This window comes from Enterobacter sp. 342 (genome assembly GCF_036663495.1).
Classification (GTDB): domain Bacteria; phylum Pseudomonadota; class Gammaproteobacteria; order Enterobacterales; family Enterobacteriaceae; genus Enterobacter.
Window position 1 is genome coordinate 44,989 of the sequence record NZ_JAWUEI010000030.1, and the last position, 14,534, is coordinate 59,522.

The window sequence follows — 14,534 nt, forward strand, 5'->3', positions numbered from 1 at the left end:
GGCTGACATGCTTTCCCTGTGGTTTTCGTCAGATAAATGAGCCCTGTATATGGGCTTTGGTATCGAGATAATTCTGCTGTTTGAGGTGACGAATCAGCACTCGCCCTTCCGGCATAAACTCCGTGCCGTAGCGGACAAGGCCGATGCCTTTTAGCTCGGCATCAATGGCGTAACGCAATTCGCCGGGGATTTCCTGATCGAGCAGAATGACATTGATACTTTTCAGGCGTGGTTCGTATTTGAGCAGCACCCCGGAGAAGATCTGCAGCAACTGGTGTGCGGTACCCGGCATCCCCTGCAGAATTTTGGTCAAATCAGGCAGGCCATAGTCCGGCAGATGCGCCAGCGTCCCGGCTCGACAGTTGAGGATGCGCTGCATGTTATCGAGCACGGACAAAATCACCTGATTTTGCTCGCTGACCTGGTGGAGATCGAGGCCTCCGGTGAAGTTGCCGGTCAGCATTTCATACAATGAAGGTGTGTTGTGTCCCTGGGGCATCAGTCGTCCTTGAGAGGTTGCAGCGTCAGATGATTGTTACCGGCTTCCAGAATGCGCGGCTTATCCGGGTCAAGTTCTTCACGCCCCATCACCAGCTTCCAGGTGTTGTTGACCATGTCCGGGTGACGGAACAGACCCACCACCGCCACAAACTGTGCATCGGCCTCCATCGGCATATTCAGGTTCGCATCACCTCCCGGCTTAACCACCACATCACGGCTCGCCAGCAGGTCAGCTTTCAGAATGGTCTCCCCATCTTTCAGCAACTGCTGGTAGACCGTTTTGTCGAAGGTTTTGTGGTCTTTCAGCTGGTAGACACGGATAATCACCGGCTCAGACAGCGAGTTACTCTCGCGGGAATCGGTGTTCAGCGCTTCACGGGCGGTGAAATCGAGGTGTAACACCTTAATCTTTTTGTAGAACACGGCGTTAAATGCTGATTTGGTGCCATCGGTGACGCTCTGCGTCACCCCGCAGCCTGCCAGGCTGAATGCCAGCAGGGGTAACAGCCAGCGCGCTTTTTTAGTTAAACTTGTACGTAACACGTCGGTTTCCTTGTTGTGGTGTCGCAGGCTCCAGCCCGGTGTAGTAACCCAGTTCGGTCGTAAAGGTCTGAGGGATATCCTCCGGGAGTCTATCCTCCTCCACACCCAGTACGCCGTTCATGCCGAGCCAGAAGTTACTTTCGCCGAGCGGTGGCACAGCCAGCAACCGGGTAGAGGTAGTCAGGGTGATTTTTGCCCTGAAGCGCCAGCCCAGGTACACCCGCAGCATCACCAGAAAGTCGTGATACAACAGACCGTCCGGTTTCCAGCCCTGCGCTTCCTTTTCGTTATCCGTCTTGAGCGCAATCAGCAGTTGGCTGTTGGCATCCATCGCTTCGTCACCGAGTGGTGCATTGCCGTCCAGCAGAAAATCATCATCGTCATAAAAGCCCAGAGGCCGACTGACCTCTACCGGACGCAGACAGTAAGGACTAACCCTGACGATGGTCTCCGGGGCCAGCAGAGTCACCAGCGCCTGCATCCCCTCCTGGGTTTTTCCCGGCTGGCGCAGCACACCCAGCAGCGCCAAAAAACGGGATACCGGGGTGGCAATGAGTTCTGCAGTGCCCGGAATGCCCAGCCCAACCAGACCCAGCAACGACTGCGAAATGCTGTCAGTCCCGCCAGGCTCGAATGTGGCCGGGTAGGAATATTTTCGCCAGATGCGATAAAACTGCGTCAGGATGCGGTGGCTGAAGATATCCAGAAAGCCCTGTAGCGCCTCATGCCCTTCCCGGCGCTGGGTAATGTCGTCGAGATAGGCGGTTGGCAGCGGCGAATCCACGCCGTACATGCCCATAAACGTGGCGCGGATGAGCGGTGGTTTACTGTCATCCTCTTCGTCATACTCCACGGCCTTGAGTTCGCTCGCCGGAAAACCCATCCCGGGATGTGGTGCAAATCGCACCGGGTCGTCACCGGGATGGCTGGTTGAGCCCATCAGCGGCCGGTCCGGATTCTCTTTCTCCAGCAACTGGCAGAAACGGTAAAAGTTAATCCGGTTAAGGTCAGCCTCCAGCCGCGGGGTCAGCCGGGAATACGGCGGTTGTGCTTCTCTTCCCATACCAGGCGCTCTCCGGTCGGTTGCAGGATGATAATCAGGCGGTTAAACAGATAGATATCGGTATACAGTGCGAAGAAGCGGCTCAACATCTCACCAAACAGACAGATGTCGCCGCGTCCGGCATAACCGTGGCTGTCCAGCGTCACTTCGATCTGCACGCCACGCACCAGGTAGCCCTGCTCGAAGCGCTCGGTTTCACTGTGTTTAACATCAATGATGGCTTCCAGACGACGGCGGTTCATCTCGCTGTCAGTCCACTCGTACAGCGCCAGGGTTCCGCGTAACACTTCCGCGTTGTCCATCATCGACAGGAATCCACTGCCAAGATGACTCAGCACACGCCAGTGAAAACGATCCTGTGACGGGGGATAACAGGGTAACGTCGGCGCACACAGGTTCCGGACGGCGATACTGGTCGAGGTGGTTTTCATTAGCGTATCAAGCACAGTGCTCTGCAGCGCACGGCGAGGTAGCTGTCCGTTGGTGCCCGTGAGCGTCAGCGACAGGCTTTCATCCTCCGGCACCGTGTGGTTATCAAACGCTTCGCCCCCGAGGATAAGCCAGGTGTTATGCAGCCCGGATGGGCCGCGGCGCACGCGGGTGTGGTAGTAATATTCCGGGGCCTCATGGCGCATCATCCCACCCTTGTGGCGGAAGCTGGAGAACGGCACGTAGGTATGATGGCTCGATGACATCACCGAATCCACCGCGTATATCTCGGTATGACCGTCCTGCACGCGCATCGGACGCAGCATATATTCGGTCTGCAATGAATTGAGCGTCAGCGGGTCGGATTCCAGCGGGAACAGGTTAATTACCGGCACACAGTTCAGGCGCAGATGCTTTTCGGTAAAGCTGAAATCATGCTCCCAGCGTTCCGCCAGTACCACGTCGATTTCAAACCAGGGGATCTCAGCCGGAAAGACCACGGTCTCCAGCCCACGCAGGCCAGTAAACATGAATTTCTCACGGAAGGTGAAGTACTCCAGCAGCAGTTGATAGCCGCTAAAGCTGCTGCTTCCCTTCGGCCACAGGTCGTCATCATCGCCAAAACCCAGCGCGGTGAAATACCCGTCGAGCGGTCTTCTGTCCATGTCGCCCGGCATCCGCAGCCAGAGGCGCGCCGTGTTCATGGTGAAGGCTTCATGCATGGCGCAGGCCAGCGGTGCGTCTGCATTGAAGTAGAATGGAAGTTGGCTGAGATCAACACGACTCCAGTCGGCAAGATGGCTGCAGTTAAAGCGCAGCGTGATGACCGAGCGACCATCCGGGTCGGTTGCCAGACGCGCACTTTCAAGTGACAGCGGCTGAAGTGTGATCTCTTTGGTGGTCGTATACCGGCAGCGAGTGCCCTTCTCACCGATCGGCCGCGAGTTCACCTCGAAACCTTTGACGATGCGCATCTGCTCTTTCATCTCACGCCAGTCAGGGGTGAACTCCACCACCGACATTGACGGAATGGTACGCAGGTAATGCGGCCACAGCAGGCTGACCAGCCCTTCGGTCAGTTCAGGCAGGTCGTCATCAAGCTTTTCACGCAACCGGCCCATCAGGAAGGCAAAGCCCTCGAAAAGCCGCTCCACGTAAGGGTCGCGCGCACCCGCTTTATCGAGATTGAGCATTGCCGCCTGCTCGGGGTGAGCACGGGCAAACTCTTCACCGGCTTCCAGCAGGTAGCGCATTTCAGCGTCATAATAACGCAGGGTTAAATCGTCCATAAGAACCTGAATATATGTGTTTTAAAGGTATGCCAGGTGTTGTTACCCGCAAAGCACTGCACTGCTTGCCGGATCAAGCGCAATCAGACCTGCCAGAAGCTGGTCCATCTCCGGTTGAAGCCGCGATTTATCGGTTTCACTGCGTGTGGCTTTCATGCGCAGCAGTCTGAGGCGACGTGATTTCACTTCAAAGAGCAGTGTTGGTGTCCACTGCGTGAGGGTGATGGACTGAGCTGCTCCATCGAGTTCACCAAGCAGATGCATAGCCAGCTCATTTTTGCCCTTCTGCTCTGCTACACGGGCCATCAGCAGGCGCAGCAGCCATTTGTCTTTTGTGGAGTCCGTACCAGGCCGGGTCTGCAGCCAGTGGAGTGTGGTATCAAGACCTTCGCTGTCCGCTTTCTCCAGTGCCTCAGGCTCGAGCGCCAGAATATCGTTATCCTCCGTGCTGGCTGCGCTGACCGGTTCATCCCGCCAGCCGGACATATCGTCCAGTACGCTCTGGTTTATCCAGTTCAGCGTCACTTCATCAGCAAACGGCGTACCGTCGTTAAAGGCCAAGGTTTCAAGCCCGGTGAGGCGGCGCAGCAATCCTTTCAGGTCTGTAACGATGATATCGGCCAGTACATCCTGCCCCGATTTAATCAGTGCCTGGTGGATATACCACTGCAAATCCAGCCAGAGGTGGTTGGCTCCGCGCGAGAAGGTATTGTCCGCTTGCTCCAGTATTTCCAGCCAGCTCTGTTGCAGGTACAGGCGTTTGAGCAGGGCCCGCTGGTCAGCCCGCGGCGGTTCGATGCGCGTTTTCCCTTCAGCATCCGGTGCCGGAATAGCGCTTAGCGTGTCATGACGCAGACTTTTCATCAGCCGATGCGCCGCAAGCCAACCACCGGGTTGTTCACGCAGATACCCCGTCAGGGTGCGAGCCTGGGCCAGCAAATCCTGACCGGAGGTGATGCGACCCAGCACTGGCGCATCCTGTTCTGCCGCGTGAGATGATTGCTGCGCACGTGTCTGACTGCTGGCGTTCTGCGGTACCACTGCATCCACGCCCCCACCTTTCATCAGGCGGGACTCCAGAGCACTGTATAGTGCATTGAGCTCCGGCCGTGACGCTTCAGGCTCTGTTTCCAGACTGTCAGTGATGAGCAGTAGCGCCCCGGCGGTACGCTGTGCATCCTCGCCTACGACCTCCGGGTACAGTGACAAACTGTCCAGCACACGGGTACCGGCGAGCCATTCCAGAGCAGCCTTGCGGCTGCGGTCCCGCTGAGGGTGAAGCTGCATGCCGTAGCGCTGCAGTAATCCCGCCAGCAGTTCAAGCCCTTCGGCAAAACCAGCTTCGCCATCCTGGTGCAGGCGAGCCCAGCAGTAATAAGTCGCAACCCGGATATCTTTAGCCACGTTGGTCAGTAACTTTTCGGCAAGCGTGCATATCAGCCCAGTATCAATGCCGGAGAGCTTATTGACCTCTTCGCGGATACGCTGAAAATCATCGTCATATCCCGGGTCTTCCCCAGTCGGACTGGCAACGCTTACCGGAGCAAGCCAGGGTTGCCAGTTTTCCGTGCGTATCTGCGCCTGCAGCCTCTGCTGAGTTTCGTCAGCCTGACAGACGGCAACCAGATTATGCAGTGTGCTCATTATTCGACATCCTCCATGTTATTGTTTCCCGTATTAGCCATAAGTGCCTGAGCGGTGGCCGCGCTGTCGACACTGAATATTTGATCCGGCAGCGTGAAACCGCGCAAATCCAACAGCGCCAGCGGGCCTTTTCCGAGTTGTGAGCGCAGCACCCACTGCAGGGTGCGAGCATCCGGAGCGGTAAAGCTCATCATCCACTGACTGCGGTCAAGCTGTTGACGCTTGCTCAAGTCCAGCCAGCGAATAAAGCCCCAGGTCCCACTGTAATCCCCGAACAGACGCGCACCGGCGTTGACGGTGGTCCAGGTCAGCATCGTCCCCGGCTTGTAGGTATCTCCCGGCCAGCGGAAGCTTTGCCAGTCAGCCATCTGGTTGAAGTAGTGCAGCTTTTGTCCATCAATGGTCAACTGGGTTTCCACCACCTGCGGCACAGGACGGGCCTGTAGCTCAAAGCTGATGCCCTGGCTGCCATCGGTGAACAGAATGTCTGACAGCTGGCTCAGCTGATTAATAGCCCGCAGGAAGGCCGGGTTAAAGCTCAGTCCCTGGCTGTTGACCTTATCCGGTACCCACTGGCTGCCCTCTTTGTGCAGCACGCCGTTGAGCTCTGTCGTCAGGAAGCGCTCTATACGTCCGCTGTCCTTACGCACAAATTCAGCCAGCATCGGTAATGAGGCATCACTTTTGCTGGCGGCAAACGGGAAACGTCCGTCAAACGCAGTTTGCCAGTTCGCGACAATCGAGCGGCTCCATTTATCATTCAGGCTCGCCGCCGACGGCTGAAGCACAGTCTCCCAGGCCTGGGTCAGCGGCTGCACAAACATCGTGCTGCCAAAACCGCTCCACTCTTCGCCCAGGCTTGCCGAAATCAGACTGCCATATTGCTGGGTGTCGGTGAGGTCCACACTTTTCCCCTGGAATACAGTCTGCGCCAGGGTCTGCATCATCGCCTGCGGGTCAGAAGCGCTGGCCACCTGTTGCAGTCGCAGACGCACGCGGGTGATACGGGTCAGATACGTCTGCAGGCTCAGGGAGTTGTCTGCCGACATGACGTTGCTGCCTTTGTTTTTACCCAGAAGCTGAAGCAGCGGGCCAAAGGTTTCATCCAGCGGTCCCTGCGGCCCTGACGCAGACTGGTCAATCGCAGGCTTATCTTTTCCACCCACCAGGTCTTTGGCCGATTTGATGATAGAGTCCGAAAGACCTTCGCTTTGCTGGCCGGTCTGTCCCTGCCAGGCGAGGGTATTCATCAGGGCAATCAGTGGCGACTGACGGACATCGCTCATCAGCGTCAGCTGGTCGGTCACGTCAGCAATGTTGTTTGCCGGATTAAGTCGCAGGCTGTTGAGGAAGCTCAGCCAGCTACCGGCAAAGTCGGTGAAGTAACGTTGCGTCAGACGCGCTTTCAGTGCCTCCGGCGACAGGTCTGAGGACACCGCCTTACGGGAGTCACTCAGCACCCAGTCAATTTCATCCCGGCGGGAATTTGCGGCCTTTTCGATAGCCTGCTGAATGCCCCCTTCCCAGGCCTGGCGGGTAAACATGCCCGGCACCACTTCGTCGGTAGTGAACAGACGACGCGCATCGGTACCGCTGGCCATGTCTTCCAGAGACACATCGGCAAAGTTACGACGCACGGTTTTGAGCATGTTTTCGTACAGTGTGCTTTCCGCATTGCGGCGGCCAATTTGCTGCAGCAGCACCTGGCGGCTCTGGCTGACCAGTTGGGCATCAGGGGCGATTTTCCACTGCGGCTGCTTTGGCAGTTCGGTAATGTAGAAGGCCCACAAATCCGGCGACAGGCTTTGCCACAGACCGGTAGAAATACCCATTCGCGTCGGCTGCACGGCTTTCAGAGTCTGCGCGAAAAACGCGCCGTCGACTTTATCCGGTCGGGCCATCATCAGCCAGGCTTTCAGCTGGTCATAACCGGGTTTCGCCAGCTGTGCTCGTTGGTCGCTGTTGGGGGCAGAATTTGCCAGCGCGCTGAGCTTCTGCTTAAGCGCCTCATTTGCCGGGTCGCGTATCAGGCGGTTGTTCGCCACACCGTACCAGGGCAGCATCGCGTCAAGCAGCTGCTGATTATGGTCCAGCCCGAAGCGCTGGTACCAGGGCGCGCCTTCCTGAATACGGTGCTGCAGACGGCCGGCGTCGTTACGCAGCGTATGCAGGGCCGTCAGCTGGTAATCCGATACGGAAGGATGCTCCACCAGAGCATGAGCCTGCCCGGCAACAGAGACTATCTGCATACGGTTGACCGCGAACGACAGCAGTATTCCCGCGCCCCAGACACCGATGATGGTCATCAGTGTCCAGGCAAAGGTCTGCTCCCACGCCATACCGACACGGCGGCCACGTACACGGGTGCAGTCATCCACGATGCCCTGCCAGGTTGCTGGCAGGGTCAGCGCATGGCGTTGTGATTCGGGGACATATTTCTCAGCGCCGGCAGTTCCCTGAGACATATGAATAGGATCACTGTCCGGCAGGCTGAACATCAGACCACGCAGTGGAACACGTTGCTGGGAGGCAGCCAACCATGGCACCAGTTGTTCAGTCCAGCGGACGATACCGCCGTCTTTGAGGTACTGACCCAGGCGCAGCAGGAAGTCGTGGCTGTTATTCTCAGCGACCTGACTCACACCCTGCGTCCGCAGTACCGGCAGCATCAGTTCAAGCTGACGGGTTATATCGTCAGGCTTAGCACGAAGCGGGAAAGCGGCCCCTACCGTCTGTTCAGTGCGTTTTGCCTGCGACCACTTGCTGTCGCACAATTGCCACAGCCAGACCGGGGCGGAATAACGCAGCAACTCGCTGATTTTTTCCAGTCCGCGTAAATCGGTGTCGCTGATTTGTGGGGTGAGGTTAAGCGACTGCGGTACGACACGGATTATTCCGTCCAGCGGGCGTCCGCGACGCAGTTTACGCAGCGCGGTATATTTTTCCTTGTCCGGTTCAGTGGTCAGACTGCCGCCGTAAATCAGAACGGTACGGTTGCCTTCAAGCCACTGCTTTTCCTGCAGGCCCGGTACCAGCTGTTCGATTGCCGCCTCATCGCCGATGATAAGCAGCAGCTGCACCTTACTATGCCAGAAGAATGAGTAACGTCTTTTGAGATGTTTTCTCAGTGCCGAAAAGTCATATTGATCCGACGATTTTTCTTCAGTGTGATTGTTTTCGCCATCAGGCGTAACGGGAGAAGGATTTTGCTGCCTGGACAACGTAAAAAAGACCAGGGTACACAGCGCGGCAGTGAGGGTTATAAAACCTGCCAGAACATACCAGAAATTATCGCCACCATTGTCGGAGGGCAACTGCGTTGTCTGTGCAAGAGCAAAGAGCACCATCAGCAAAATTGCCACAATGAGTAATCCTGCTCCCAGGGGCTTTGAAACCTTTTTCATGCCGGCTATTCCTTTCCGGACTGTCGTGCAGCCCTGATAAATACGGGGCGCTGAAGACGGGCGATAACGCGTCGCAGCAAAATGGCTAACCCGGGAAATGTCACAATCAGCGACAGTAGAAGCAGGGTGATCCCAGACCAGGAGAATGCGATTGAAGGGAAATAGTGGATCATCAGGCTATACAGCCCGACGTTCAAAAGTAGTGCCATCAGAACTGATCCCCCGGGAAACGGAGACGGAACCACGAAACGATCTTGCCCGAGAACGGGGGCGGTGTTTCCGAGCGTCACAGCCCAGGCATCATCTTCACCTTCAAGAAGAAGCCACTGGCAGGTGGGACCATATGCGGCCATATCCGCTGCTGCACCAATCATCGCCCAGCCAGCGAGATCACCATAACGAACGCATGCGGTGTCATAGTCAATGACACCACCAGTACCAACGCCATCATACAGAGGGATCGCAAGACCATTCAGTACCCTGCTCACTGACTGTCGTGGTGCATCCGCCAGCCCACTATGCCAGACAAGATGCTTTCTGCCAGCAGGTGTGAGGGCCATATCCCGTAATTCACCAAGTTCAGATGCAAACATACGGGTATTGAGCGGCATTGCCCGGAACAACCGTAAGGCATTTTTTTGTTCACCAGGATTCAGCATTGACGGAGGCATCAAAAATAACGCGGTGGCAAATTCCTGCAGGACATCGTCGGGCTGGCGGTAGTGCATCGCCAGAACCAGTATTGCTCTCGTTGAGGACCCGACAAACTTATTCCATTCATCAAAGGATGAGTCTGCGTCCTGAAAATGAATCTCGATTTTCCAGGGGAGGGATCCTGCTGTCCAGATACGATAGAAAGACTGAGATTCACGATCTTTGTCGCTGCCATTGGTCTGAACAATAATCTGGAGCGGGCCTGAAGGATATCGCCGCCGAATCGAAGGTGTTATCTGATCGATAAGATGACGAAGTAGCTGCTCAAAACGTGAAATGCCGGGCGTAAGCGGTGCGTCAGGCAGCAACGTTAAAGGTGGCGTGTCTGTATTATCCCCTTCCTGTGTATGTGCAAGACGAGACAGCAATCCAATATCGGCAGCGATGAAAACATGGCTGAGAATGACAAGATGCTGGTGCGCGCGTAAGCGCCACTTCAGCCGTGTGCTCCGGCACCATTCATTCCAGTTCCAGGCACGGACTGTCAGTGTTTCCCACCAGAAGCTGTAGATAGCAATGGCTGCAGAAATACCTGCAAATGTCCTGGTCGTCAGTGGTAACCAGTACCCGCTGCTCAACGAAGGTAACCCTGTTATTGGTGATTTAAACACTGCTACAAGCAATCCAATGAAAAGACCCAGGATAATAATCAGCAGACAAACCCACGGCGACCAGACCGGTGCCGGTTTTTTTTCAGTTACCTCCGGCAGAGACCATCCCATCAGCCAACCTCCATATCCTGCATACTTGCGATAACGCTCGCCCCACACTGTGTTTTACAGTTATGCAAAACGATCCCTCTACCATTTTCTTCATACGCAGAAACATCACACTCAATAATTTTATTTGTGCCGTGCTCAGGGCAAGATACTGTGTCATTTAAAAGAGCAGCATTCTTCCCTGAAATATTGAAACTGGATGAGGCTGATGTGACTTTACCGCCATGCGAAGTAGTATCCCCTAAAACAACAACGTTTTTCCCCACTTGCCATTCCCTTCTTTATAATTAAATATTTCATTTAACCTTACAAAGCACGCGAAACATTAAAATCAATATATAATATTTATGCCTTATTTACAGTTCTGTAAGCAGGTAGCTTACTCTGCGCTTTATTAAATTCATCAATAACCGTGTCGCGGCTTATTAAATCAGGTTCCGGCACTTTGTCAGGTATTCCACTGAAGAGATAGGGATCCTCGCCCTGCACCCAATCCGCTTTACGTCGTAAATCGGCCATAAATGCCTTATCCCAGGTTGCATCGCAATACCCAATCGGTAAGTCATACGCTACCACCTGCGACATGAAATCAGCACGCATCGGAAGAGTACTATGATCCGTGGGCTGTGAAACATAGGTTCGTAGGCGCAGATCCTTTTCTTCAAACGTCTCTTTACGGGTCACAGGCACCATTCGGGGCTCAGATTCAGTTCCCAGATTTTTAAATCCAATCACAATATCCTGATTGGGATATAGATTGATGTAATTATCATAGGTATTGTCGTTTTTATAAATTGCCCCTTTTTTTGTTTCACCCCAACCATCTTTTTGCTCTTGGTCATGCTCCGCTCCAACGCGTGATACATCAAAATTAGCTAATTTTGCAGCATCAATAGGTTCAGGTACTTTTTCGGCATTAATAAAAACAGTTTGCCATTCTGGAGGCTCCGGATAGGTGAAACTACCGCTTTGATACTTATCGCCTTTATCATCCCAAAAAGGTTTGCCATCTGGCAGTTTTGCAAAAGGTGTTACTGCGTTTGGAGCTTCGCCACATGAGGTACTGCGAGCCAGCATGCGCTGAAATAAATTACCCTGATGCTTTTTCAGCAGAGGATGAGGTTGCCCCTGAGAATCATTGGGTAATCCCTGCCAGCCAATTGAGCGTAGCGGGCGTGATCCCATAACACGGTCATGAGGACAAAAATAGATGTAAGTGCGTCCGTGATTATCTCGTTCGGCAATACTGATGCCATTTTCACCAGCAAGAGTGACATCAGGTCGCCAACTCTTTTTATCTGCCGTCTGACCGACGCAAAGCCCCTCATAGCCAAGCGATGACAGGTGATTTTTTCTGGAAGCAACCTTATCAACAATGGCAGACAATGTGCTTTGCCTCCCTTCAGGTGAGATACATTCCTCTGCAGGAAGCGACGCACCATTAAGATCGTTATGATCCATTGCATAGGGAGAGTTAAGTACAAACAATGCATCAGGAGCTTGCTCAGCAATCGCAACCGCAGCCATTGCCACCATCGTTCCCTGGCTGTGAGAAATAATGGTAACCGTATCTTTGGGATATTTTTTACGAACACTATCAATCAGGTCTGCGAGACGTTTGGCTGCATGAGCATAGTATTTTCTCGGAGGTGCATTGGTTAAAAGGCGATCTTTGTCTTCATTAAACCACTGAACTTTAATACCAGCCACACTTTCTTCAAACCCTTTACCACTCCATACAGAGTGCAAATTATTTGTTCCATTCTGAAATGGCCCTCCCCCCCAAAAAAACGGACCTTGCTTCAAAATACTTTCGTGAGGTATCCCGTTCCTTTTTAGTTGGTGATAATCAACACCCTGCCTATTGGCCAAAGGAATAATATACTTATCCTCTTCACCTTTAACTGGTGAGTACCCCCAATAAAATCGAATAATTGGGGAGCATTCTTTATCAACCACAGGTAAGTCTCTGGGGGTTAGAGGCTCAAAATTTACTTTATTATCCGAAAGATATTTATTAATTCCCAGCTCATAGTTTGTTCCATTTAACCCAAGCCTTTTATTCAAGCCATCACATATATTTTTTTCGGCATTTAAAAACCACTCACCAGTTGAGTTAACACCATGGACGAGTATAATAATACCTGGTAAGTGTGGTGGTAAATCGCAACCTCCTCTTACTTGGCAATTTTTATGAGAAGGGAACGACTGCCAGGACGGATGTCCATTATCATCAAGCCTACATTCAAGTTCTCGAACAAGTTCATTTTTGCTGACCATTTTTTACCACCTCCTTTTTCCCATTCGACTCAGTTGTATATGTAATAGTTTTTGCTTCAATGCCTTTATTACATAGATATTTAGAATCTATACTTTGCGTTGAAACATTTGGGAATTTGAGTCTGTCACTATACACCTTATCTTCAATCCTAATTCGAATATCAGACAATTCATTTGCAATTGCATTGCTTTCATCATGTGTTTTTGGCGGCGTTGTTGACCTAGTATAATCGAATATCTGAAAATGAGGGCCATACTCGTTTGCGTATGGTATTTTTTTTCTTATCAATTCTTCCTTAACCAAATCATCTGTTTTCTTCTGCCAATCATCGTAAACATTTATTAACTTACCGTCAGCAACCCTAAATTTGTTAACTGAACGGAGATCGTTATTTCCCCACGGATGAGAGTAGATGTTTTCTGGTTCAGATTCATCTCTCAAATAAATTCCATCATTGGCCACCACAACTTTAAGCTTACTAAACCGTTCAGGGGTGCTGTATTCCTCAGCTAAAATTTTATATATAAAGGTTTTACCATAATCTTCTGAAAAATAGAAAAACACTGGACAACCTCGTTCTGACCTTCCGCTACCACAATACTGATCGGTGGATGCTCCAGGAAATGCCAGATACCCATTACTCGCACCATTAACGATAATACCCTGGTATGCTGCCATGCTATTCCCAAGTCGATATGAGAAATCATTGAAATCGATATCCCATCCCAGGAGTGTTTTTATTCCCCGCTGAGTGTCATTGTAATAAACCTGCCCACCCTTATCGCAGGATATGTAGTTTTCTAGCGTCAGATATCGATATTTATCTATGCGATAAATAATTTGAGCCGGTGCATCTGTTTCAACTTTTCGTGACTCCTCTACCTTCTGAGAACCGCTCATTTCTCCCAGACCCACCCCAAAACTGGCCCCCATACTGGCTCCTGCCAGGAACTGTAAGCCTTTATAAATGGCATACAGGAATACACCAATAATCGATATAATTGTTAGGACTTTCCTGTCTGACTGATTCCATCTCATCTTAATTCGCCTTAACTAAGCTGATAATCATATTGTCAATAACATCAGAAGAATTGAGTGACGTTGCTCCAGAAGCATCTGTAATACCGGAAAGAACAGAACCATCTGGCATAGTGATTTTGTACGCCTTACCTGGTAATGGTTCTTTTGTCAGCGCATTTCTGATTACAAATTTCTCATCAAACGTTGATGGCTCAAATGACTTCATCACGCCCTGCATATTACCTGAGCCAGCTTTCTTGATACCGGTATTCTTAATGAGCAGTTTACCCGGCCCGCCAATCTCAACATTCCCGCCCTTGATTTTGATATAGCCACCACCGCATATCAGCGTCAACTCATCCTGTGCCGTCACGACCAGTTTCTTGCCACTCGATATATGCGTGTCCTGCGTCGACCAGGTGGTGATATTCCCGCCCTGAGCCTGAATATCAATATCGTTATGTGAACTGAACAATTTCGCACCTTCACGGCTATACAGACTGAGTTGCTTACCCACGGCCAGCGTGAAATCTTTCTGCGCTCCGACATCCAGCTGCTTGCCTGCCGTCAGCATCAGATTATCACTGGCTGATAACTGCATATCTTCACCGCTCACCAGCGCCATCCCTTTCGGCGCACTGCCCAGGATGACCTCTTCATGTAACTGTTCGATTTTTTGCTTCAGGAGTTTTTGCTGACGACCGACATCGGCAGCCAGTGCCTGAGCCTGCTGCGCGCTGGCTGCAAGGGATTCCATTTCCACTAATGCTGCTGAAAGCCTTGCGAGCGCAGGCTCCATCTCCAGCACCTGACCCTGTGCTTTCGTCTGGCCATCAGCGCTGATGAACAACCCCTTCTGCGCCCGGATGGCGCCCCAGCTGTCGGTTCTGAGCTCAAAACCCTCACCGCGCTTCTGCTTCTCCGCAT

The 14,534-nt window shown here is 52.5% G+C and carries 11 protein-coding genes; all 11 read right to left on the minus strand.

Annotated elements, in window-relative coordinates:
• Positions 1-28: 28 nt before the first annotated feature.
• A complete protein-coding gene (gene tssE / locus V6E55_RS19920; protein ID WP_316943741.1) occupies positions 29-499 on the minus strand; it encodes a type VI secretion system baseplate subunit TssE in 471 nt (156 codons plus the stop codon).
• A complete protein-coding gene (gene tssJ / locus V6E55_RS19925) occupies positions 499-1,044 on the minus strand; it encodes a type VI secretion system lipoprotein TssJ (protein WP_316943742.1) in 546 nt (181 codons plus the stop codon). Before tssJ ends, tssE begins: the two co-directional genes overlap by 1 nt.
• Entirely contained in the window at positions 1,022-2,107 is a 1,086-nt protein-coding gene (gene tssG, locus V6E55_RS19930) for a type VI secretion system baseplate subunit TssG (RefSeq protein WP_316943743.1), read from the minus strand. The genes tssJ and tssG overlap by 23 nt, the downstream gene beginning before the upstream one ends.
• Positions 2,071-3,825: a type VI secretion system baseplate subunit TssF gene (gene tssF / locus V6E55_RS19935; protein WP_316943744.1), complete on the minus strand. Its 1,755-nt coding sequence runs from the start codon at positions 3,823-3,825 to the stop codon at positions 2,071-2,073. The genes tssG and tssF overlap by 37 nt, the downstream gene beginning before the upstream one ends.
• A 42-nt stretch (positions 3,826-3,867) precedes the next feature.
• Positions 3,868-5,469 (minus strand): type VI secretion system protein TssA, encoded by a 1,602-nt coding sequence (tssA, locus tag V6E55_RS19940; RefSeq protein ID WP_316943745.1) that lies wholly within the window; start codon positions 5,467-5,469, stop codon positions 3,868-3,870.
• Positions 5,469-8,873, minus strand: coding sequence for an ImcF-related family protein (locus V6E55_RS19945; RefSeq protein WP_316943746.1), 3,405 nt, complete (start codon positions 8,871-8,873; stop codon positions 5,469-5,471). Before V6E55_RS19945 ends, tssA begins: the two co-directional genes overlap by 1 nt.
• A gap of 5 nt (positions 8,874-8,878) precedes the next feature.
• Positions 8,879-10,309, minus strand: coding sequence for a hypothetical protein (locus V6E55_RS19950; RefSeq protein ID WP_316943747.1), 1,431 nt, complete (start codon positions 10,307-10,309; stop codon positions 8,879-8,881).
• A complete protein-coding gene (locus tag V6E55_RS19955; RefSeq protein WP_316943748.1) occupies positions 10,309-10,572 on the minus strand; it encodes a PAAR domain-containing protein in 264 nt (87 codons plus the stop codon). The genes V6E55_RS19950 and V6E55_RS19955 overlap by 1 nt, the downstream gene beginning before the upstream one ends.
• 79 nt (positions 10,573-10,651) lie before the next feature.
• Positions 10,652-12,586 (minus strand): T6SS effector phospholipase Tle3 domain-containing protein, encoded by a 1,935-nt coding sequence (locus tag V6E55_RS19960; protein ID WP_316943749.1) that lies wholly within the window; start codon positions 12,584-12,586, stop codon positions 10,652-10,654.
• On the minus strand, positions 12,570-13,625 hold the full coding sequence (locus V6E55_RS19965) for a T6SS immunity protein Tli3 family protein (RefSeq protein WP_316943750.1): 1,056 nt from the start codon (positions 13,623-13,625) through the stop codon (positions 12,570-12,572). Before V6E55_RS19965 ends, V6E55_RS19960 begins: the two co-directional genes overlap by 17 nt.
• A 1-nt stretch (position 13,626) precedes the next feature.
• Positions 13,627-14,534, minus strand: a 908-nt coding sequence (locus tag V6E55_RS19970) for a type VI secretion system Vgr family protein (protein ID WP_316943751.1), incomplete at its 5' end; no start/stop codon positions are given.

Bases quoted from the DNA above. Each gene is read 5' to 3' on its own strand.
- tssE (WP_316943741.1), bottom strand. From the start codon at position 499: ATGCCCCAGGGACACAACACACCTTCATTGTATGAAATGCTGACCGGC.
- tssG (WP_316943743.1), bottom strand. From the start codon at position 2,107: ATGGGAAGAGAAGCACAACCGCCGTATTCCCGGCTGACCCCGCGGCTG.
- tssF (WP_316943744.1), bottom strand. From the start codon at position 3,825: ATGGACGATTTAACCCTGCGTTATTATGACGCTGAAATGCGCTACCTG.
- tssA (WP_316943745.1), bottom strand. From the start codon at position 5,469: ATGAGCACACTGCATAATCTGGTTGCCGTCTGTCAGGCTGACGAAACT.
- V6E55_RS19945 (WP_316943746.1), bottom strand. From the start codon at position 8,873: ATGAAAAAGGTTTCAAAGCCCCTGGGAGCAGGATTACTCATTGTGGCA.
- V6E55_RS19950 (WP_316943747.1), bottom strand. From the start codon at position 10,309: ATGGGATGGTCTCTGCCGGAGGTAACTGAAAAAAAACCGGCACCGGTC.
- V6E55_RS19960 (WP_316943749.1), bottom strand. From the start codon at position 12,586: ATGGTCAGCAAAAATGAACTTGTTCGAGAACTTGAATGTAGGCTTGAT.
- V6E55_RS19965 (WP_316943750.1), bottom strand. From the start codon at position 13,625: ATGAGATGGAATCAGTCAGACAGGAAAGTCCTAACAATTATATCGATT.